The organism is Candidatus Allofournierella merdavium, assembly GCF_944382735.1.
Lineage (GTDB): Bacteria > Bacillota > Clostridia > Oscillospirales > Ruminococcaceae > Allofournierella_A > Allofournierella_A merdavium.
On the sequence record NZ_CALWND010000005.1, the window covers coordinates 46,925 to 65,184 of the forward strand.

Here is an 18,260-nt window from a genome sequence, read left to right on the forward strand (position 1 = left end):
TCAATTCTCCTTGTGACAGATGGTTTTTGAGGCGGGCGCGCCCCAGGCGCGCCGCGCTTTGCGGCGGCGGTGCCAGAAAAGATACCCGGCGAAGAGCACCGTGCTCACACCGGCGGCAACGAGGCTCTGGTCCAGGCCGAAGGTGAAGTGGTCCAGGCGCAGCTCCACCGCGCCGGCGGGGATGCGCACGGCGCACAGGCCGCCGTCCACCTGTTCCACCGGCGTCTCTTCGCCGTTCACGGTGACGGAAAAGCCCGGGTCAAAGGGCACCGCCAGCAGCACCACCGTCTCCTGCTGCAGGTTGAAGCGGGCGGAGAGGCCCCGGCTGTCCAGGCTGACCTCGGCCGCGCCCTGGATCTGCCGGTCCACCACGTCCTGATGGTAGGCCTCTTTGGAAAAGCCGGTGAGCAGGTCCTCGGGCAGGGGCCGGAGCACATCCCCCCAGGCGGCGATCTGCTCGTCGGTGAGCACCATCGCCCGCAGCAGGAGGTTCGCCCGCTGGGCCTCCGGCACCCCCTCGAACTGTTCGGCGGTGACGTAGTACTGGTAGCCGTAGGCCATGGGCAGGGCATACCGGTTCTCGTAGACCGCCAGGCTGCCCTCGGTGCCCCAGTAGACCCAGTCGTCTCCCGCCTCCTTTTCAAAGTCGGCGGCGTTGGCCACCGGGGTGACGGTGTACTTCACCGCCAGCAGGCCCCGCAGGGCGTAGTCGTTCAGCTCCGGCTCGCTGCGCACGTCCCGCTTGACGCCGAACTGGGGGTAGAACTCCATGATGGAGGGAGCCACGGTGGAGTTGAAGAACTGCAGGCAGCTTTTGCCCATCCACAGCCCCACGTTGTCGTAGCACTCGTAGTCGTCGACGCGGTAGGCCCCCGCGGGCAGGGTCTCGCCCAGGGTGCGGGCGTCCACATACTGCTGGGTGCGCCAGCCGCTGTCGTTATTCCACTGGGCAAACTTGCCGATGGAGATGTGCACGATGCTGTAAAGGCAGCCGAAGGCCAGCACCCCGGCGGTGAGCCGCCGCGCCAGCAGCGGGCGGCGGCGGTACTGCACCCAGAGCAGCCAGAACACCGCCACCCCAAAGAGGGCAAACCCCAGGTTCAGCCAGAACTTTTCGGGATACTGGATGACGCCGATGTGCCACTCCTCGTCCTCCTTCACCGGCACGAAGGCAAAGGCGCAATAGGCCAGCAGCACCGCCACGGTGGGCCGCACGCCCTTTTTGAGGTCGATGTCCCCGTCCTCCAGCGCCTTCGCGCTGGCGGCGCACATCACCAGGATGGGCATGTACCACCAGCGGGCGTAGTAGCTGGAGTTCATGGCGTAAAAGGCCGAGTTGAGGGCGGGCACCAGCGCCATCACAAGGCAGGTGAACAGGATGCGGCGGAAGGCGGTCTTCCGGGTGCAGCGCAGGTAGGCGATGACCCCCGCCATGCTCATCAGCGGCAGGTAGGCGGTCATGCTGGTCCACTTGATGACCCCTTCGTCGAAGATCACCGGCATGTAGGGGCAGTCCGGCGGGAAGAAGAGGCTGTACAGGATGGCCGCGTACTGCTGGGTGCTGGAGTAGAGCAGAAAGCCGAAACCGCTGGCCGGGTCCACCGTGCGGGGATTCTGAGAAAGGCTCAGCAGCGCCGGCCAGGCCAGCACACAGCCCATGCCGCAGCCCAAAAGGCTCTCCGCCGCCAGCGCGCCGAAGGTCCTGCCGTTCCAGCAGTACACCCCGGAGGCCGTCATGCAGACAAAGTAGATGACCAAAAAGACGATCTGCCCGGCGAAGAAGAAATAGTTATTGAGCAGGTTCAGCGCCACCAGCACGGCAAAGGGGCCCCGGCGCTTTTGCAGCACCGCCTCGTCCAGCGTCCAGAGCAGGTAGGGGAACAGCGCCACCACGTCCACAAAGTGATTGAAGAACACGTTGTAGACCGTGAAGCCGGAGAAGGCGTAAAGGCAGCCCGCCAGCACCGCCAGGTTCGCGTCCTTCACCCAGCGGCGGGCCCAGAGGTACGCCCCGGCGCCCGCCACCGCGAACTTGAGCACCAGCATGGGCGCCATCAGAAAGGGCTGCCACGCGGCGGGAAAGAGCAGGGTGAACCAGAAGAAGGGGCTGCCGGCGAGATAGAAGGAGTAGCTGTTCCAGAAGTCGCTGCCCAGATCGGTGGCCCAGCTGAAGGTACCGCCGCCGCTCTTCAAAAACTCGTTGGCGTAGTAGTAAAAGGGGATCTGCTGGCTGTTGAAGTCGCCGGCGTAGAGGAAGATGCCTCTGTCCACGATGTAAAAGGGCAGAAACACCAGCGCCGCCGCCAGCGCGCACAGCCCGAAGGTGAGCCAGAATTTGTTCTGCTGTTTTGTGAGTGGCTGCATTGCCGTCCCTTCCCTTTTCAAAAATGCGCCCCCGCCCGGGGCAAAATATGCTATGATGATATTACACTGTGTTTGTGATGAGTTTATGGCAGGAACTGCCTTCAAGGAGGATTTTTATGAAAACCTACCCCTTCAACGCGCTGGTGAGCCGGATGAAGTACATCCGCCGGTGGAGCCTGATGCACGCGGCGCGCCCCGAGACCCTCAGCGAGCACACCGCCGAGACGGCCATTCTGGCTCACACCCTCTGCCTCATCGCCCGGGAGGTCACCGGCACGCCGGTGCGCCCCGAGACGGTGGCGGTGGCGGCCCTCTACCACGACGCGCCGGAGATCATGACCGGCGATATGCCCACCCCGGTGAAGTACAAAAACGAGCGGCTGCGCTCGGCCTACAAGGCGCTGGAGGAGGAGAGCGCCCGCCAGATGGCCCAGCTTCTGCCCCCGGCGCTGCGGGCGGAGATGGGCGGCTATCTCACCGGGCGCTGCCTTTCCGACGCGGAAAAGCGCATTTTAAAGGCGGCGGACCGCCTTTCCGCCCTCATCAAGTGCACCGAGGAGGTGCAGGCGGGCAACCGGGAGTTTTCCTCGGCGCTGGCCCAGCAGAAGGCGGCCCTCACCGAGATGCACTGCCCCGAGGCGGACTATTTTCTCGAGCATATGCTGCCCTGCTACACGCAGAACCTGGACGAACTCACCCGGGCCGAGACCGACTGAGCCTCACCGGTTGCCGGCGGCGTAGACCTTGTCGATGAGTTTGTCCACGTCCAGGAAGTGCTGCAGTTCGCAGCAGGCCCGGCGCAGCGCCGCGGCCCCCTTCAGGCCCTTCATGTAGTAGAGGGCCTGGCTGCGGGCCTGGGGCATGGCCACCCACTCCCCCTTTTCCTCGCACATCTCGTAAATCTGCCGGCGCATGGCGGCCATGCGCTCGCACAGGCCCGGGCGGGCGGGAAGTTCCTCCCCCGCCAGGGCGGCCTTTATCTCGGCAAAGAGCCAGGGGTCGCCCAGGGCCGCCCGGCCCACCATCACCCCGTCGCAGCCGGTGGCCTCGATCATGGCCAGGGCGTCGGCGGCGCTGGCGATGTCCCCGTTGCCGATCACCGGCACGGCCACCGCCGCCTTCACCGCGGCGATGATGTTCCAGTCCACGGTGCCGGGGGCATACATCTGCTCCCGGGTGCGGCCGTGGACGGCGACGGCCGCCGCCCCCGCCGCCTCGCAGGCCTTTGCCGCCTCCACCGCGGTGACATGCTCGGAGTCCCAGCCGGCGCGCATCTTCACCGTCACCGGCTTCCCGCCGCTGTGTTTCACCACCGCCTCGGTGATGCGGCCGCAGAGGTCGGGGTCCAGCAGCAGGCGGCTGCCCGCGCCGGAGGAGGTGATCTTCGGGGCGGGACAGCCCATGTTGATGTCGATGAAGTCAAACTCGTATGCCTGGATCAGCTGCGCGGCCTGGCCCATGGTCTCCGGCTCCGCGCCGAACAGCTGCACCCCGTAGGGGGCATCGCCCCCGCCGCCCGCGATGAGCCGGGCGCTTTTTTTATCCCCGAAGGTGAGAGCCTTGGCGCTCACCATCTCGCTGATGGTGTACACCGCCCCGTGGCGGGCGGCCATGGCGCGGCAGGCGGTGTCGGTGAAACCGGCCATGGGCGCGAGCGCCGCCCCCCGGCCGATAGGCAAACTGCCAAACTGCATAGACTACCTCTCTCGTGTGCAAACTCGGCTATTATTGTACCACAAACCGGGTGTTTGTGGTATACTTATAGGGCAACACCGAGCAATTTTCAGGAGGGCTTTCTTGCATGAAACTGCTGGTACTGGACGGCAACAGCATCGCCAACCGCGCCTTTTACGGCATCAAGCTGCTCACCACAAAAGATGGGCGGTACACCAACGCCATATACGGCTTTATGAACATCCTTCTGAACCTTCTGAAGGAGCAGAGCCCCGACGAGGTGGCGGTGGCCTTTGATTTGAAGGCCCCCACCTTCCGCCACAAGCGGTTCGACGGCTACAAGGCCACCCGCCACGGCATGCCGGAAGAACTGGCGGCCCAGATGCCGGTGCTGAAACAGCTGCTGGCAGACCTGGGTTTTGCCATGGTGAGCCTGGAGGGGTACGAGGCGGACGACCTGCTGGGCACCCTCTCCGCCGCCGCGGCCGCCCGGGGGGACGACTGCCTCATCGCTACCGGCGACCGGGACAGCCTGCAGCTGGTAAACGAACATGTGACGGTGCTGCTGGCCGCCACCCGGATGGGCCGCAGCGAGACGGTGGTAATGGACGAGGCCGCCGTGAAGGAAAAATACGGTGTGGAGCCCAAACAGCTCATCGAGGTGAAGAGCCTGATGGGCGACGCCTCCGACAACATCCCCGGTGTGCCGGGGGTGGGCGAAAAGACCGCCCTGGACCTCATCCGGCGCTTTGACAGCCTGGACGGGGTGTATGAACACATCGACGACAAGGCCGTAAAGCCCGGCGTGCGGGCAAAGCTGGCGGCGAACGAGCCCTTGGCCCGGATGAGCCGGGAACTGGCGGAGATCTGCTGCACCGCTCCCATCCCCACCGAGGCCGGGGCCTACAAGCGCACCGCCGGCGACCCGGCGGCCGCCGCGGCCCTGCTGGCGGCGCTGGAGATGCACTCCATGGCCGACCGGCTGGGGCTGGACCAGGCGTCTGCCGCCCCCGCCGCCGCCCCCAACCTGCCCGAGGCCGCGCCCGCGCCGCTGCCCGGCTCCCCCGCCGGCCGGCTGTGCATGGCGAAGGGAGAAGGCGGCTGGTATGCCGTGCAGGGAGACAATGTGTGGGCGGTGGAGGACGCCGCCCTGCCCGCTTTGCTGGAGAGCGAGGCGGAACTGTGGGTGTTCGACGCAAAGCCCCTTTATCACATCGCGCTGGACGCAAACGGCGAGGGCAAGGCCATCCGCTTTGACGCGAAGCTGGCGGCTTATCTCTTGAACCCGGCGGCCAGCGACTACCAGCCGGAACAGCTGGAGGCGGAGTATGCCCCCGCCCCCCGCTTTGCCTGCCCGGCCCTGCCCGCCGCCGGCGCGCTGGAAGGTCTTTACGACGCGCTGGCCGCCAAGGTGGAAGAGGAGGGCATGACGAAGCTTTTGCAGGACATCGAACTGCCCCTGGCCCGGGTGCTGGCGGACATGGAGCGGATCGGCATGCCGGTGGACAAGGAGGGCCTGGAAGCCTTCGGCACCCTGCTGAAGGCGGAACTGGACAAGACCCTCGCCTCCATCTACGAGGCAGTGGGCTACACCTTCAACCTGAACAGCCCCAAGCAGCTGGCGGAGGCTTTGTTCGACAAGATGGGCCTGCCGCCCCGCAAAAAGACCAAGAGCGGCTACTCCACCGACGCGGAGACGCTGGAGAGCCTGCGCAGCTACAGCCCGGTGGTGGAGGATATTCTGCAATACCGCACCTACCAGAAGCTGAACAGCACCTATGTGGAGGGGCTGCTCAAGGTCATCGGGCCGGACGGGCGGATGCACTCCACCTTCAACCAGACCGAGGCCCGCACCGGGCGGCTTTCCTCCAGCGAGCCGAATCTGCAGAACATCCCTATCCGCACCAAGCTGGGCAGCCGGCTGCGGCAGTTCTTCATCGCCGGCGCGGGCTGCAAGCTGGTGGACGCGGATTACAGCCAGATCGAACTGCGCATCCTGGCCCACATCTCCGGCGACGAGACGATGAAAAACGCCTTCCTCACCGGGCAGGACATCCACCGCAGCACCGCCGCCAAAATCTACGGCCTGCCGCCGGAGATGGTCACCCCCCAGCTGCGCTCTTCCGCCAAGGCGGTGAACTTCGGCATCGTCTACGGCATCGGCGCCTTCAGCCTGGCCCGGGACATCGGCGTCTCGGTGAAGGAGGCGGACGACTTCATCAAGAACTACCTGGCCACCTTCCCCGGCGTGAAGGAATATATGGATTCCACCATCGCCGCCGGGCGGGAGCAGGGGTATGTGACCACCCTGTTCGGCCGCCGGCGCGCTTTGCCGGAACTGGCCAGCAAGAACTTCAACCTGCGCTCGCTGGGCGAGCGGATGGCAATGAACACCCCCATCCAGGGCACCGCCGCCGACGTCATCAAGCTGGCGATGGTGCGGGTGTGGCGCCGCCTGCGTGAGGAGGGCCTGGCCGCAAAGCTCATTTTGCAGGTGCACGACGAACTGATCGTGGAGGCTCCCAAGGCCGAGGTGCGGCAGGTGAGCCGCATTCTGAAGGAGGAGATGGAGGGCGCGGTGAACTTCTCGGTGCCCCTCACCGCCGACGTGAACAGCGGCGACACCTGGCTGGAGGCCCACTGAGATGGAGTATACCGTGCGCCCCATGGCCGCCGGCGACGCGCGCCTTTGCGCCGCCATTGCCGCCGCGGCCCCCGAACCCTGGAGCGAAAGCCAGCTTTTGAGCGAACTGGAAAGCGACGCCGCCCGGCTGTTCGTGGCCGGGGGCGAAGGGGGGCTTTTGGGCTTCGCCGTCTTTCAGCTGGCGGCGGACGAGGCCAGCCTCTGCGCCCTCAACGTGGCCCCCGCCGCCCGCCGCAGGGGGGTGGGCAGCGCGCTGCTGGCCGGCGCCCTGGCAGCCCTCAAAGCCGAAGGGGCAAGCCAGTGTTTTCTGGAGGTGCGGGCGGCCAACGCCCCCGCCCTGGCCCTCTACCGGCAGCTGGGCTTTGCCGCCGCCGGGGTGCGCCGGGGCTTTTACCGCCACCCGCCCGACGACGCGGTGGTGATGACCCTGGCCCTTTAAGTCGATTTTTGTATATTAAACGGAGTTTTATACAGTATGTATATTTTAGGCATCGAGAGCACCTGCGACGAGACCGCCGCCGCCGTGGTAGAGGACGGGCGCCGGCTCGTCAGCAACGTGGTGGCCACCAGCGTGGCGGAGCAGGCGCTCTACGGCGGCGTGGTGCCGGAGATCGCCAGCCGCCGCCACATCGAGTACATCAGCGCCACGGTGCAGGCCGCGCTGGACGAGGCGCACCTCTCCCCCGCCGATTTGGACGGCATCGCCGTCTCCTTCGCGCCGGGGCTCATCGGGGCGGTACTGGTGGGGGTGAACTTCGCCAAGGGCCTGGCCTATGCGGCCCAGAAGCCCCTCATCCCGGTGCACCACCTGCGGGGGCACATCGCGGCCCTCTACCTCACCCACCCGGACCTGCGGCCGCCCTTTTTGTGCCTGGTGGCCAGCGGCGGCCACAGCCACATCGTGCAGGTGGAGGACTACACCCACTACCGTGTGCTGGGCCGCACGGTGGACGACGCGGCGGGCGAGGCCTTCGACAAGGTGGCCCGCACCTTAGGGCTGGGCTACCCCGGCGGGCCGGCCATCAGCAAGGCGGCCCGGGAGGGCAACGCCAAAGCCTACAAGCTGCCGGTGCCCCATGTGGAAGGGGCTTACAATGTGAGTTTTTCCGGCCTGAAAACGGCGGTGCTGAACGCGGTAAACCAGGCGGAGATGAAGGGCGAAACGGTGAACGTGGCGGACATGGCCGCCAGCTTTGAACGCCGCATCGACGAAATCCTGGCGGAAAAGCTGCTGGCGGCGGCGCGGGACACGAACGCCCCCGCCCTTGCCCTGGCGGGGGGCGTGGCGGCCAACAGCCTGCTGCGCTGCCTTGTGAACGAGGGGGCGCAGAAGCTGGGAGTGCGGCTCTTTTTGCCGGAGACGAAGTTCTGCGGCGACAACGGGGCCATGGTGGCCGCCCAGGGGTTTTACGAATTGCGGGCAGGCAACGTGGCGGGCCTGGACCTGAACGGCCTGGCCACCCTGCCCATCGACTACAACGGCCCGGCGTAACGCCGGGCTTTTTGCCACAGGCCCGGCGGCAGCCGGGCGGCGGCCGGGGCAAAGGCGCGGCCCCGGCAAAAAAGGAGGTGCAGCCATGGAACAGACCACCCTCTTTGACCGGCCCCAGGACCGGCCGCTGGCCAGCCGGATGCGCCCGCGGGACCTGGACGAGTTCGCGGGGCAGCAGCATCTGCTGGGTGAGGGCAAGGTGCTGCGGCGGCTGATCGAAAGCGACCGGGTGAGCAGCATGATCTTCTGGGGGCCGCCGGGGGTGGGCAAGACCACCCTGGCCCGCATCATCGCCCACCGCACAAAGGCGGAGTTCGTGAACTTCAGCGCGGTGACCAGCGGCATCAAGGAGATAAAAGCCGTGATGCAGGACGCGGAGGCCCGGCTGCGGCTGGGCCAGCGCACCATCCTGTTTGTGGATGAGATCCACCGCTTCAACAAGGCCCAGCAGGACGCCTTCCTCCCCTTTGTGGAAAAGGGCAGCATCGTGCTGATCGGAGCCACCACCGAGAACCCCAGCTTTGAGATCAACGCGGCGCTGCTGAGCCGGTGCAAGGTGTTCGTCTTGAAGGCCCTCACCCCCGAGGACCTGACCGGGCTTTTGCGCCGGGCCCTCACCGACCCCCGCGGCTTTGGGGAGAAAGCCATCGAGATGGAGCCGGAGGCGCTGGAACTCATCGCCAACTTTGCCAACGGCGACGCCCGCACCGCCCTGAACACGCTGGAGATGGCGGTGCTGAACGCCGAGGAGAGGGACGGCAAGCTGGTGGTGGACCGGCCGCTGCTGGAGCAGTGCACCAGCAAAAAAAGCCTGCTCTACGACAAAAAGGGCGAGGAGCACTATAATCTCATCAGCGCGCTGCACAAATCCATGCGCAACTCTGACCCGGACGCGGCGGTCTACTGGCTGGCCCGGATGCTGGAGGCGGGCGAGGACCCCCTGTATGTGGCGCGGCGGCTCATCCGCTTTGCCAGCGAGGACATCGGTCTCGCGGACAGCCGGGCCCTGGAGATCGCGGTGGCGGCCTACCAGGCCTGCCACTTCAACGGCATGCCGGAGTGCAGCGTGAACCTGGCCCAGGCGGTCATCTACCTCTCGCTGGCCCCCCGCTCCAACGCGGTGTACAAGGCCTACGAGACGGCCAAGGCGGACGCGGAGAAGATGCTGGACGAGCCGGTGCCGCTGGTCATCCGCAACGCCCCCACCCGCCTGATGAAGGAACTGGACTACGGCAAGGGCTACGTCTACGCCCACGACACCGCCGACAAGGTGGCGGACCTGGAATGCCTGCCGGAGAACCTCAAAGGCCGGCGCTATTACCTGCCCACCGGCCAGGGCAGCGAAGCCCGGGCCGCCGAGAACCTGGCCCGGGTGCTGGCCCGCAAGGCGGAACTCAAACGCCGGCGGGAGGAAGAAAAATAGCAAAGAAGGAGCGGCACGGGTCAAAAAGGCCCGTGCCGCTCTCTTTTTTTCTGTTTTGTGCCCGTGTTTCCCGGGGTGCGGGCCTCTCCCCCGCCCCTTCAGCCGATGCTGCCGAAGTCCACCTTCCAGGTGAAGGTTTTGCCGCAGTGCGGGCAGGTCACCTGGGCGGTGGGCGTCTCGCACCGGTTGATGGCGTCATACATCCGCTGCAGATAGCGCACGTCCTCCACGAACATGCCCTCGATGACCTCGGGCGTGACCGCGGGCAGGGTGCCCAGCGCGGTGATCACTCGGCTGAGCAGCAACGTTTGAGGATATCCCTCATCCGCCTTGACCCGCGGGTCCCGCAAGACCTGGAGTTCGTCCCCGGCGGTGGCAAGGCGCATCTGCCCCTGCCGGTGCAGCGTGCCCCCTGCGTCCAGATAGCCCTTGGGCAGGCTCGTCTGGAATTCCATTCTCCCGTCTCCTCCCTTTTCCGGGCAGCAAAGCAGTCCTGCCGGCCGCCTTTTTCAGCTGCCGCCCGCTGGTTTTTCAACAGTATACAGCAAATTCAAAACGACCGCAATATCCTGTCTGCGATTTTCCGGCGGTGTCCGTCAGCGGGCTCCTGCCTGCCGGACGTAACCGGCCAGCGCCGCCAGCAGGTTCAGCCCCAGGGTGACGACGCAGAAGAACAACACCACCGCCAGCAGCGGGGCCATGGTGTCCATCAGGGCGGACCAGTCTCCTTCCCGCACCTGGGTGAGGATATCGGCAAACTGGGCCGCAAGGGCTGCCAGGGCCAGCCCCAGGCTGAGGATGCAGCCCAGGGGGGTGCAGCGCCGCCGGGCCAGCTGCGCCAGGGGCGCGCTCCAGGCCCCCAGACCCAGCAGCAGGCTGGCCACCGAGCCGGCCACCACCGGCCCGCTCACCGCCAGCACCCACAAAAGAAAGGCCGCCGCGGCGGCAAACAACCCCAGGCAGACCACGCACGCCCACCACAGCGCCCGCTGCCCGGCGCTGCGGCTCTGCCGGGCCAGCGCCAGCGCCCCCGCCGCCGCTTCCTCCGCCTCCGGCAAAGGCGGCGTTTTCTGACGGCGGGCGGTGACCAGCTCGGCCAGGCTCACCTCCAGCGCCGCGGCCAGCGGCTCCAGGGTAGTGGCGTCCGGCAGGCCCACGCCCCGCTCCCACCGGCTCACCGCCTTGTCGGTGAGGTGCAGCCGCCCGGCCAGCTGGGCCTGGGTCAGACCCAGTTCCCTGCGCCGCACGGCGATAAAGTTCCCCAACGTTTTCGTGTCCATTCTCTTCGCCTCCCTGGGTCCTATCCTACCCTTTGGAGGCTCTGCGGTCAACCGACGCTTCGTTTACCCCATTCTTTACCCGAAAATAGGGCGATTCTTGTTGAAAACAATCCTTTTTATACACTTTGTATATTATAAAGCACAAAAAAGGGGCGCCCGGCCGGCTGGCCGGGCGCCCCTTTGCTTGCCATGGTGTGTTGTGGAAGGATCAGCCCTCGATCTGGATGCTCCGGGTCGCAGGCGCGCTCTCGGCCTGCTTGGGCAGCGTGACTTCCAGGATGCCGTTGTTGTAAGCGGCCTTGATGCCCTCGGTGTTGATGCCGCTGACATTGAAGCTGCGGCTGTAGGAGCCATACTTGCGCTCGCGGCGCAGGTAGTTGCCTTCGCCCTTCTCCTCCTTCTCGCTGTTGTGGCGGGCGGTGATGACCATGTTGTCGCCGTTCAGGTCCAGGCTGATGTCCTCCTTCTGGAAGCCGGGCAGTTCCGCCTCCATCAGGTAATGGTCGCCCTTGTCCTGAATGTCGCACCGGAACTGGCTCATGTCGCCGAAACCGGTGAACAGGTTCTTCTCCATATTATCCAGATAGTTCCACAGGCTATTTTCCTCACGGGTGAACGGAATCATACCAAACATACTGTACTCCTATTCTCCGCGCACGAAAAGATTTTGTTGTTTGGCGGCGCTGTGTTTGCGCGGGCGCTGCGCCGCCGGGCCAGGTGAGGAGGGCCCCGGGTTTTTGCTCCCGGGCCTCTTCCCTCTTGACAATTATTACTATACCCCTAATTTTGCTGTTTTGTGTTTCGGAATTATGAACTTTTTGTTAATTTTAGCAGTCTTTGTTTTAGAGCGCTAAATTATCCCCCAAACATTTTTTCTTGGGGGGATGGTTGACAACTATATCGGGTGCTGATATAATTATATCGTCAATCGATATATCGTTCCACGACGCAAAAGGAGGTGCGGCCATGGCGGAGAGCATTGCCCTGACCGAGGCGTTTTTCTACATTCTTCTTGCTTTATACCAGCCGCTGCATGGTTACGGCATCATGCAGAAGGTGCAGGAATTTTCCGGCGGGCGGGTGCGGCTGGCAGCGGGCACGCTGTACGGCGCGCTGAACACCCTGCTGGAAAAGGGCTGGATCGAGGCGCTGCCGGTGGAGGCGGGCAGCCGAAAAAAGGAGTATCGCATCACCGCTGCGGGCAAGGCGGCGGCGCAGGCGGAGCTGGCCCGGCTGGAGGAGCTGGTAAAAAACGGCCGGGCCGTGGCAAAGGAGGAGCAGGCATGAACAAAGTGGTTCACAAAGTGTTTCTTTTGTGGGACTGGGAGAAAGAGGCCGCCTGGCTCAATGAGATGAGCCGTCAGGGCTGGCAGCTGCGCCGGGTGGGCTGGTGCCGTTATGAGTTCGAGCCGGGCGAACCGGGCCGCTGGCAGTACCAGCTGGAGATGCTGCAAAAAAACGACCCGGACTATCTGGCCTTTCTGGAGGACACGGGCATTCAGGTGGTGGGCCGGCTGTTCCGCTGGGTCTACCTGCGGCGGGAGAACGACGGCACCCCCTTTGAACTTTTCAGCGACACCGACTCCATTCTCCGCCACATGGACCGGGTGCTCACCCTGTGCTATCTGCTGGGAGGCATAAACCTGTTTCTGGGTGCCAGCGCCCCCTACTCCCTGATCAACCTTGTGCTGGGCGCTGCCATCTGCCTGGGGGCGCTGCCCCTGGCGCTGCGGCGACACCGGCTGGCCCGGCGGCGGAAGATGCAGGAGTGAGCCATTGAAAAAAGCGGCAGAGAAACAAAGGCGGCCCCGCGGGAAATTCCCGCGGGGCCGTTCTGTTGCTGTATTGTATCGTGCCGGGATGCCGCCCGCCGCAAGTGCGGGCGGTGAAGGGCGGCGACGGGCCGACCTGTGTCTTTGGCCACCGGCTGTTTCCAACGTGTGCGGCGCTTCGACGGCCGCGCCACAAGGGCCGGAAAAGGCGGCTTCAAGCGCAGCCCGCCGAAAAGGCAGGGCGAAAGAAAGCGCGCACCAGCCCGCTCGCCGGGAAAGACAGACGCCGCGGCCCGTGGGGCGGATGCCGCCCGGCGGGCGAAGGCAAAGAGGACGCGCCGGCCCCGTCAGGGGCGCTCAGGCGCCCAGCTTCGCCTCCAGGTCCTTGCGGATGGCTTTGATGAACTCCTCGCTGGACACCGCCGTGGGGGTGATGCCCTCCGCCAGGCCGCACAGGTCTTTGGTCATCACGCCGCTCTCCAGCGTGTCAATGCAGGCGGCCTCCAGCTTTTTGGCGAAGTCCGAGAGGGCGGGGATGCCGTCCAGCTCGCCGCGCTTTGCCAGCGCGCCGGTCCAGGCGAAGATGGTGGCCATGGGGTTGGTGCTGGTCACCTCTCCCTTCAGGTAGCGGTAGTAGTGGCGGGTGACGGTGCCGTGGGCGGCCTCGTACTCGTAGCAGCCGTCGGGGCTCACCAGCACGCTGGTCATCATGGCAAGGCTGCCGAAGGCGGTGGAGACCATGTCGCTCATCACGTCGCCGTCGTAGTTCTTGCAGGCCCAGATAAAGCCGCCCTCGCTGCGGATGACCCGGGCCACCGCGTCGTCGATGAGGGTGTAGAAGTATTCGATGCCGGCCGCCTCGAACTTCTCTTTATACTCCGCCTCGTAGATTTCGGCAAAGATGTCCTTGAAGGTGTGGTCGTATTTTTTGCTGATGGTGTCCTTGGTGGCGAACCACAGGTCCTGCTTGGTGGAAAGGGCGTAGTTGAAGCAGCTGCGGGCAAAACTCGAGATGCTGGTGTCCTTGTTGTACTGGGCCTGCAAAACGCCCGGGCACTCGAAGTCGTACACCGTCTGGCGCATCTCGGCGCCGTCGGCGCCGGTGAACACCAGTTCCGCCTTGCCGGGGCCGGGCACCCGGAACTCGGTGCCCTTGTACACGTCGCCGTAGGCGTGGCGGGCGATGGTGATGGGCTTTTTCCAGTTTTTCACCACCGGCTTGATGCAGTTGATGAGGATGGGCGCGCGGAACACGGTGCCGTCCAGCACGGCGCGGATGGTGCCGTTGGGGCTCTTCCACATCTCGTGCAGGTTGTACTCGGTCATCCGCTGGGCGTTGGGGGTGATGGTGGCGCACTTCACCGACACGCCGTACTTTTTGTTGGCCAGCGCCGCGTCCATGGTGACCTGATCGCCGGTGGCGTCCCGGTTGGGCAGCCCCAGGTCGTAATATTCGCTCTTGAGTTCCACAAAGGGAAGGATCAGTTCGTCCTTGATCATCTTCCACAAAACGCGGGTCATCTCGTCGCCGTCCATCTCCACAAGGGGGGTGGTCATCTTGATTTTTTCCATGGGTGCCTCTCTCCTCTCGTTTTTGCGCTCACTGGGGGTTCGTCATCTCGGCCAGCACTTCGGCCATGATGGCCACGCCCCGGTCGATCTGCTCCGTGGTGGGGGTGGAGAAGTTCAGCCGCAGGAAGGGCTGCTCCACGGTGCTGTCGGTGTAGAAGGCGCTGCCCGGCACCACCGCCAGCTTCTTTTCCAGGCACCGGCGCACAAACTCGCCGGCGGGCACCTCGTCGGGCAGTTTGGCCCAGATGAACATGCCGCCCTCCGGGCGCACATAGGTCACCGCGCCGGCGAGTTCCTCGTCCAGCCGGTCCATCATGTGATTCGCCTTTTCCCGGTAGATGGCCTGCAGCCGGGCGATGTGGGCGCTCATGTCCGTCTGGGTGAGCATCCGCTCGCACACCCGCTGGGCCCAGACGTTGGTGTGCACGTCGCTGCCCTGCTTGGCGGTGACCATCTTGGTGATGAGGTCCGGCTGGCCGGCGCAGAAGGCAAGGCGCATGCCGGGGCAGAGGATCTTGCTGAAGGAGCCGGCGTAGATCACCGCGCCCTCCTCATCAAAGTGCTTGATGGGGGGCACGTCCTCGCCGGAAATGCGCAGCGCGCCGTAGGGGTCGTCCTCCAGCACCGGCACGCCGTACTTCACCGCCAGGCGGTAGATAGCTTTGCGCTTTGCCAGGCTGGTGGTGTAGCCGGTGGGGTTCTGGAAGTTGGGGATGCAGTAGAAAAATTTGGGCTTTGGCTCGGCGGCGAACACCGCCTCCAGCGCCGCCAGGTCCACCCCGTCCGGCTGCAGGGGCACCCCCCGCAGCACCGCGCCAAACCCGCGCATGGAGTTGTAGGCGCCCAGGAACGCGGGTTCCTCCACCGCCACCACGTCCCCCTCGTTGCACAGCAGCTTTGCGGTGAACTCGATGACCTGCTGGCTGCCGCTGGTGATGATGACCTCGTCGGAATCCTTCACCACCGGCCACTGGCGGTTGGCAAAGGCGCGGCAGGCGGTGCGCAGGGGGCCGTAGCCCTCGGTGACCGAATACTGCAGCATGCCCACCGGGTCGCTGGCCAGCAGCTGGTCGCTGAAGGCCCGGATGTCCCGGATGGGAAAGCTGTCCGCCGCCGGGTTGCCCCCGGCGAAGCTGATCAGCTGCGGATCGCTCATCTGCTTGAGCAGCTCGCGGATGATGCTGGGCCGCATCCCCAGCGTTTTGTTGGAATAGCGATACTCCATTGCCCGTTTCCCCCTTTTATGATCGCACCGCCTCGCCCGTGTGGGGCACGGCGGCAAAACTGGACTCCACCGTGATGACGCAGAAGTAGTTCGGATCCTTCTCCCGCACCAGCTTTTCAATGGCCTCCTTCAGCCGGGCGCTGCCCATGGCAAAGCCCGGCGGGGTCACACAGTCGAAGATCACGTTGGTGTGGGTCTTGCCCGGCACCATCCGCAGGTCGTGGATGGTGAGCCCCGGATCGATGGTCTTCACCGCGTCCGCCAGCCAGCGGCGCATGTCCCCCACCTGGGCGTCGGAGGTGACGATGGGGTCAAAGTGGATCACCACCGGCAGCCGGTCATTTTTGAGGAAATCCCGCTCGATGTCGTCGATGAGTTCGTGGCTCTTCATCACGTCGTCCTCGGCGGCCAGCTCCACATGGACGCTGGCGAACTGCCGCCCCGGGCCGTAATCGTGCACCATCAGGTCGTGGGTGCCCAGCACGCCGGGATAACTCATGATCTTGTCGTGGATGTGCTTGACCAGTTCCGGGTCGGGCGCCACGCCCAGCAGCGGGTCGATGGTGTCCTTGATCAGGCCCACGCCGCTGTAAAGGATGAACAGGGCCACCGCCACGCCCATCCAGCCGTCCAGTTCCACATGGATGAAATGGCTGACGAGGCTGGCGATGAGCACCGCGCTGGTGGTGAGCACATCGTTGCGGCTGTCCGCCGCGGTGGCGATGAGGGAACCGGAGTTGATGCGCCGGCCCAGCGTGCGGTTGAACAGCGCCATCCAAAGCTTGACGGCAATGGACGCCGCCAGCACCCCCATGGCCACCCAGCTGAAGGTGACGGGAGCGGGATGCAGAATTTTCTCCGCGCTGCTCTTGAGCAGTTCCACACCGATGACCAGCACCATCACCGCCACCGCCAGCCCCGCCAGATATTCAAAGCGGGCGTGGCCGTAGGGATGTTCCTCGTCGGCGGGGCGGGCGCCCAACTTGAAACCGATGAGGCTCACCACGCTGGAAGAGGCGTCGGAGAGGTTGTTCACCGCGTCGGCGGCGATGGAGATGCTGCCCGACAGGGTGCCGGCCAGAAATTTGCCGGTGCAGAGAAGCAGGTTGCAGAAGATCCCCACCCAGCTGGCCAGGTTGCCGTAGGCGGCCCGCACGGCGGGGTTCGTGGTGTCGCGGCGGTTTTTGATGAACAGCCGCACGAGCATTTCAGTCACACAAAGCACCTCGGATGTTATGAGCTGGGGGCCTCAAAAGCCCCCTTACGACTTTTTGGGCAGCGGGCGGTGCACACCGTACTCGTCGATCAGTTCGATGTTGTCCAGCTGGGTGCGCAGATTTTTCTTCATGCTGTCGATGTACTCCCTGCGCAGAGCGGCCTGCTCGGCCTTTTCCGCCTCGGTGAGGCCGGCGGGCGTGCGGCTCTTGCGGGCCAGCTCACCGATGCGCCGGATGTGTTTTTCGTCCATGGTTTTCCCTCCCCCGTCCTTCCCGCCGGGGGAAGGCAGAGTATTTAATCTATTATAGCAGAAACCTCTGCAAAACGCAAAAGCAGCCTGCCCCGAGGAGTAAGGGAGCAGGCTGCCTTTGCACAAATTGAAGAGGATTCTCATGAAAAAGCGGATATCTATATATAAACCTTCTCGCAAAGGGGAAGGGCGTCGGTTGTCTGGGCCGCCCCGGGCGGAGCTTGCGGGTCCGCCCGATCGCATGGGCGGCGGCCAGTGTGCGCGGCGTTCGCCGCGGCCGGTTTTTGTTTTGGGGAACGATCCGTTCCCCCCGGGCTGTGATTATAGAATACCCCTACTTTGTGGAAAAACCGTGATAAGGATTTAAACAAATTGCAAAATCGTTACAAACAGTTTGTGACCGGCCGGCCGGGCGGCACTTCACCGCCCTTGCGGAACGTGGTATAATGGCGTTGACCAATGTGCGAAAGGGGGCCGTGTTCTATGGCCAATCCACCCAACTATGCCCGGGAGATGGAGGCCGTGCTGGCCCGGCTGGCCCCCGCGGGGGACGAAAAGCCACGCCTGCTGCTCCACGCCTGCTGCGGGCCCTGCTCCAGCGCGGTGCTGGAACAGCTTCTGGCCCATTTTGCGGTGACCATCCTCTACTACAACCCCAACATCTGGCCCGCCGCCGAATACCACCGCCGGGCCGGCGAGCTGGAACGCTTTGCCGCCGCCTTTGCCCCCGCTGTGCGGGTGGTGGAGGCCGCCTATGACCCCGACCGCTACTACGCGGCGGTGGCGGGGCTGGAGGCCGAGCCGGAGCGGGGCGGGCGGTGCACCGTATGCTACCGGCTGCGGATGGAGGAGGCGGCCCGCTATGCCGCCGAGCATGGGTTCGACTGGTTCTGCACCACCCTGTCCATCAGCCCCCACAAGGACGCGGCGCGCATCAACGCCATCGGCCGGGAGCTGGAAGCGCAGTACGGGGTGCGCCACCTGCCCAACGATTTCAAGAAGAAAAACGGCTACAAGCGCAGCCTGGAGCTGTCGGCGGAGTACGGCCTGTACCGGCAGGACTACTGCGGCTGTGAGTTCAGCGCCCGGCGCGCGGCAAAGAACGAGGAGGACGCCCCCGATGGACCGGCTGGAACAACTTGAGAAGATGCTGGCGGACCTGCAGGCCCGCTACGCCGACACCACCGCCCGCATGGAAGGCCTGAAGGCGGCGGGCAAGACCCGCACCGCCACCTATCGTCAGCTGATGGGCGACAAACTCACCCTGGCACAGATGCTGGAGACCTGCCGGGTCTACGGCCTGCTGGACTGAAGACGCAAAAGCGGCCTTCCCCTCGTCGGGGAAG

General features: G+C 65.0%; 18 protein-coding genes. 9 read left to right on the forward strand and 9 right to left on the reverse strand.

Annotation, left to right across the window (positions count from 1 at the left end; all coding sequences use genetic code 11):
* Nucleotides 1–2,364, reverse strand: a complete 2,364-nt coding sequence (locus ACH2A7_RS04890) for a YfhO family protein (protein ID WP_394960556.1) — start codon at nt 2,362–2,364, stop codon at nt 1–3.
* A 116-nt stretch (nt 2,365–2,480) separates the two neighbouring features.
* On the opposite strand from ACH2A7_RS04890, the gene yfbR reads away from it, so the two are divergent.
* On the forward strand, nt 2,481–3,080 hold the full coding sequence (gene yfbR, locus ACH2A7_RS04895; RefSeq protein WP_394960557.1) for a 5'-deoxynucleotidase: 600 nt from the start codon (nt 2,481–2,483) through the stop codon (nt 3,078–3,080).
* Nucleotides 3,081–3,083: 3 nt separating this feature from the next.
* On the opposite strand, the gene dusB is transcribed toward yfbR, so the two are convergent.
* On the reverse strand, nt 3,084–4,010 hold the full coding sequence (gene dusB / locus ACH2A7_RS04900; protein ID WP_394960558.1) for a tRNA dihydrouridine synthase DusB: 927 nt from the start codon (nt 4,008–4,010) through the stop codon (nt 3,084–3,086).
* Between the two features lie 155 nt (nt 4,011–4,165).
* Here dusB and polA point away from each other — a divergent pair, with 155 nt between their 5' ends.
* The 4 genes from polA to ACH2A7_RS04920 all read left to right on the forward strand — a co-directional run bounded on the left by polA (nt 4,166) and on the right by ACH2A7_RS04920 (nt 9,597).
* Nucleotides 4,166–6,682, forward strand: coding sequence for a DNA polymerase I (gene polA, locus ACH2A7_RS04905; protein ID WP_394960559.1), 2,517 nt, complete (start codon nt 4,166–4,168; stop codon nt 6,680–6,682).
* A 1-nt stretch (nt 6,683) separates the two neighbouring features.
* The gene (gene rimI / locus ACH2A7_RS04910) at nt 6,684–7,121 is read left to right on the forward strand and encodes a ribosomal protein S18-alanine N-acetyltransferase (protein ID WP_394960560.1); all 438 of its coding nucleotides are present in this window, start codon (nt 6,684–6,686) and stop codon (nt 7,119–7,121) included.
* A 36-nt stretch (nt 7,122–7,157) separates the two neighbouring features.
* Nucleotides 7,158–8,174: a tRNA (adenosine(37)-N6)-threonylcarbamoyltransferase complex transferase subunit TsaD gene (gene tsaD / locus ACH2A7_RS04915; RefSeq protein WP_394960561.1), complete on the forward strand. Its 1,017-nt coding sequence runs from the start codon at nt 7,158–7,160 to the stop codon at nt 8,172–8,174.
* Between the two features lie 85 nt (nt 8,175–8,259).
* On the forward strand, nt 8,260–9,597 hold the full coding sequence (locus tag ACH2A7_RS04920) for a replication-associated recombination protein A (protein WP_394960562.1): 1,338 nt from the start codon (nt 8,260–8,262) through the stop codon (nt 9,595–9,597).
* A gap of 98 nt (nt 9,598–9,695) precedes the next feature.
* Here the strand turns inward: ACH2A7_RS04920 and ACH2A7_RS04925 are convergent, their stop codons facing one another.
* The 3 genes from ACH2A7_RS04925 to ACH2A7_RS04935 form a co-directional block, all read right to left on the reverse strand.
* A complete protein-coding gene (locus tag ACH2A7_RS04925; protein WP_394960563.1) occupies nt 9,696–10,052 on the reverse strand; it encodes a phage tail assembly protein in 357 nt (118 codons plus the stop codon).
* 141 nt (nt 10,053–10,193) lie between these two features.
* Complete coding sequence (locus tag ACH2A7_RS04930; RefSeq protein WP_394960564.1) at nt 10,194–10,877, reverse strand: helix-turn-helix domain-containing protein; 684 nt, start codon at nt 10,875–10,877, stop codon at nt 10,194–10,196.
* A 208-nt stretch (nt 10,878–11,085) separates the two neighbouring features.
* The gene (locus ACH2A7_RS04935) at nt 11,086–11,511 is read right to left on the reverse strand and encodes an Hsp20/alpha crystallin family protein (RefSeq protein WP_394960565.1); all 426 of its coding nucleotides are present in this window, start codon (nt 11,509–11,511) and stop codon (nt 11,086–11,088) included.
* Between the two features lie 332 nt (nt 11,512–11,843).
* On the opposite strand from ACH2A7_RS04935, the gene ACH2A7_RS04940 reads away from it, so the two are divergent.
* Both ACH2A7_RS04940 and ACH2A7_RS04945 read left to right on the forward strand, forming a co-directional pair.
* The gene (locus ACH2A7_RS04940) at nt 11,844–12,164 is read left to right on the forward strand and encodes a PadR family transcriptional regulator (protein ID WP_394960566.1); all 321 of its coding nucleotides are present in this window, start codon (nt 11,844–11,846) and stop codon (nt 12,162–12,164) included.
* The gene (locus ACH2A7_RS04945; RefSeq protein WP_394960567.1) at nt 12,161–12,649 is read left to right on the forward strand and encodes a DUF2812 domain-containing protein; all 489 of its coding nucleotides are present in this window, start codon (nt 12,161–12,163) and stop codon (nt 12,647–12,649) included. The genes ACH2A7_RS04940 and ACH2A7_RS04945 overlap by 4 nt, the downstream gene beginning before the upstream one ends.
* A 357-nt stretch (nt 12,650–13,006) precedes the next feature.
* Here the strand turns inward: ACH2A7_RS04945 and ACH2A7_RS04950 are convergent, their stop codons facing one another.
* From ACH2A7_RS04950 to ACH2A7_RS04965, 4 genes are read right to left on the reverse strand one after another with little or no spacing between them, the layout of a single operon-like run.
* Complete coding sequence (locus tag ACH2A7_RS04950; protein ID WP_394960568.1) at nt 13,007–14,221, reverse strand: NADP-dependent isocitrate dehydrogenase; 1,215 nt, start codon at nt 14,219–14,221, stop codon at nt 13,007–13,009.
* A 28-nt stretch (nt 14,222–14,249) separates the two neighbouring features.
* Nucleotides 14,250–15,446, reverse strand: coding sequence for a PLP-dependent aminotransferase family protein (locus ACH2A7_RS04955; RefSeq protein ID WP_394960569.1), 1,197 nt, complete (start codon nt 15,444–15,446; stop codon nt 14,250–14,252).
* 16 nt (nt 15,447–15,462) lie between these two features.
* Nucleotides 15,463–16,662 carry a cation diffusion facilitator family transporter gene (locus ACH2A7_RS04960; protein WP_394960570.1) on the reverse strand — a complete coding sequence of 400 codons (1,200 nt, stop codon included), beginning with the start codon at nt 16,660–16,662 and terminating at the stop codon, nt 15,463–15,465.
* 45 nt (nt 16,663–16,707) lie between these two features.
* Nucleotides 16,708–16,914, reverse strand: coding sequence for a DUF896 domain-containing protein (locus ACH2A7_RS04965; protein WP_394960571.1), 207 nt, complete (start codon nt 16,912–16,914; stop codon nt 16,708–16,710).
* Nucleotides 16,915–17,397: 483 nt separating this feature from the next.
* Here ACH2A7_RS04965 and ACH2A7_RS04970 point away from each other — a divergent pair, with 483 nt between their 5' ends.
* Nucleotides 17,398–18,057: an epoxyqueuosine reductase QueH gene (locus ACH2A7_RS04970; RefSeq protein WP_394960572.1), complete on the forward strand. Its 660-nt coding sequence runs from the start codon at nt 17,398–17,400 to the stop codon at nt 18,055–18,057.
* A complete protein-coding gene (locus ACH2A7_RS04975; RefSeq protein WP_394960573.1) occupies nt 18,035–18,226 on the forward strand; it encodes a hypothetical protein in 192 nt (63 codons plus the stop codon). The genes ACH2A7_RS04970 and ACH2A7_RS04975 overlap by 23 nt, the downstream gene beginning before the upstream one ends.
* Nucleotides 18,227–18,260 lie beyond the last annotated feature (34 nt).

Bases quoted from the DNA above. Each gene is read 5' to 3' on its own strand.
- rimI (WP_394960560.1), top strand. From the start codon at position 6,684: ATGGAGTATACCGTGCGCCCCATGGCCGCCGGCGACGCGCGCCTTTGC.
- ACH2A7_RS04890 (WP_394960556.1), bottom strand. From the start codon at position 2,364: ATGCAGCCACTCACAAAACAGCAGAACAAATTCTGGCTCACCTTCGGG.
- ACH2A7_RS04925 (WP_394960563.1), bottom strand. From the start codon at position 10,052: ATGGAATTCCAGACGAGCCTGCCCAAGGGCTATCTGGACGCAGGGGGC.
- ACH2A7_RS04930 (WP_394960564.1), bottom strand. From the start codon at position 10,877: ATGGACACGAAAACGTTGGGGAACTTTATCGCCGTGCGGCGCAGGGAA.
- ACH2A7_RS04945 (WP_394960567.1), top strand. From the start codon at position 12,161: ATGAACAAAGTGGTTCACAAAGTGTTTCTTTTGTGGGACTGGGAGAAA.
- ACH2A7_RS04955 (WP_394960569.1), bottom strand. From the start codon at position 15,446: ATGGAGTATCGCTATTCCAACAAAACGCTGGGGATGCGGCCCAGCATC.
- dusB (WP_394960558.1), bottom strand. From the start codon at position 4,010: ATGGCCGGTTTCACCGACACCGCCTGCCGCGCCATGGCCGCCCGCCAC.
- tsaD (WP_394960561.1), top strand. From the start codon at position 7,158: ATGTATATTTTAGGCATCGAGAGCACCTGCGACGAGACCGCCGCCGCC.
- ACH2A7_RS04920 (WP_394960562.1), top strand. From the start codon at position 8,260: ATGGAACAGACCACCCTCTTTGACCGGCCCCAGGACCGGCCGCTGGCC.
- ACH2A7_RS04935 (WP_394960565.1), bottom strand. From the start codon at position 11,511: ATGTTTGGTATGATTCCGTTCACCCGTGAGGAAAATAGCCTGTGGAAC.
- ACH2A7_RS04970 (WP_394960572.1), top strand. From the start codon at position 17,398: ATGGCCAATCCACCCAACTATGCCCGGGAGATGGAGGCCGTGCTGGCC.
- ACH2A7_RS04965 (WP_394960571.1), bottom strand. From the start codon at position 16,914: ATGGACGAAAAACACATCCGGCGCATCGGTGAGCTGGCCCGCAAGAGC.
- ACH2A7_RS04940 (WP_394960566.1), top strand. From the start codon at position 11,844: ATGGCGGAGAGCATTGCCCTGACCGAGGCGTTTTTCTACATTCTTCTT.
- ACH2A7_RS04950 (WP_394960568.1), bottom strand. From the start codon at position 14,221: ATGGAAAAAATCAAGATGACCACCCCCCTTGTGGAGATGGACGGCGAC.
- polA (WP_394960559.1), top strand. From the start codon at position 4,166: ATGAAACTGCTGGTACTGGACGGCAACAGCATCGCCAACCGCGCCTTT.
- yfbR (WP_394960557.1), top strand. From the start codon at position 2,481: ATGAAAACCTACCCCTTCAACGCGCTGGTGAGCCGGATGAAGTACATC.
- ACH2A7_RS04975 (WP_394960573.1), top strand. From the start codon at position 18,035: ATGGACCGGCTGGAACAACTTGAGAAGATGCTGGCGGACCTGCAGGCC.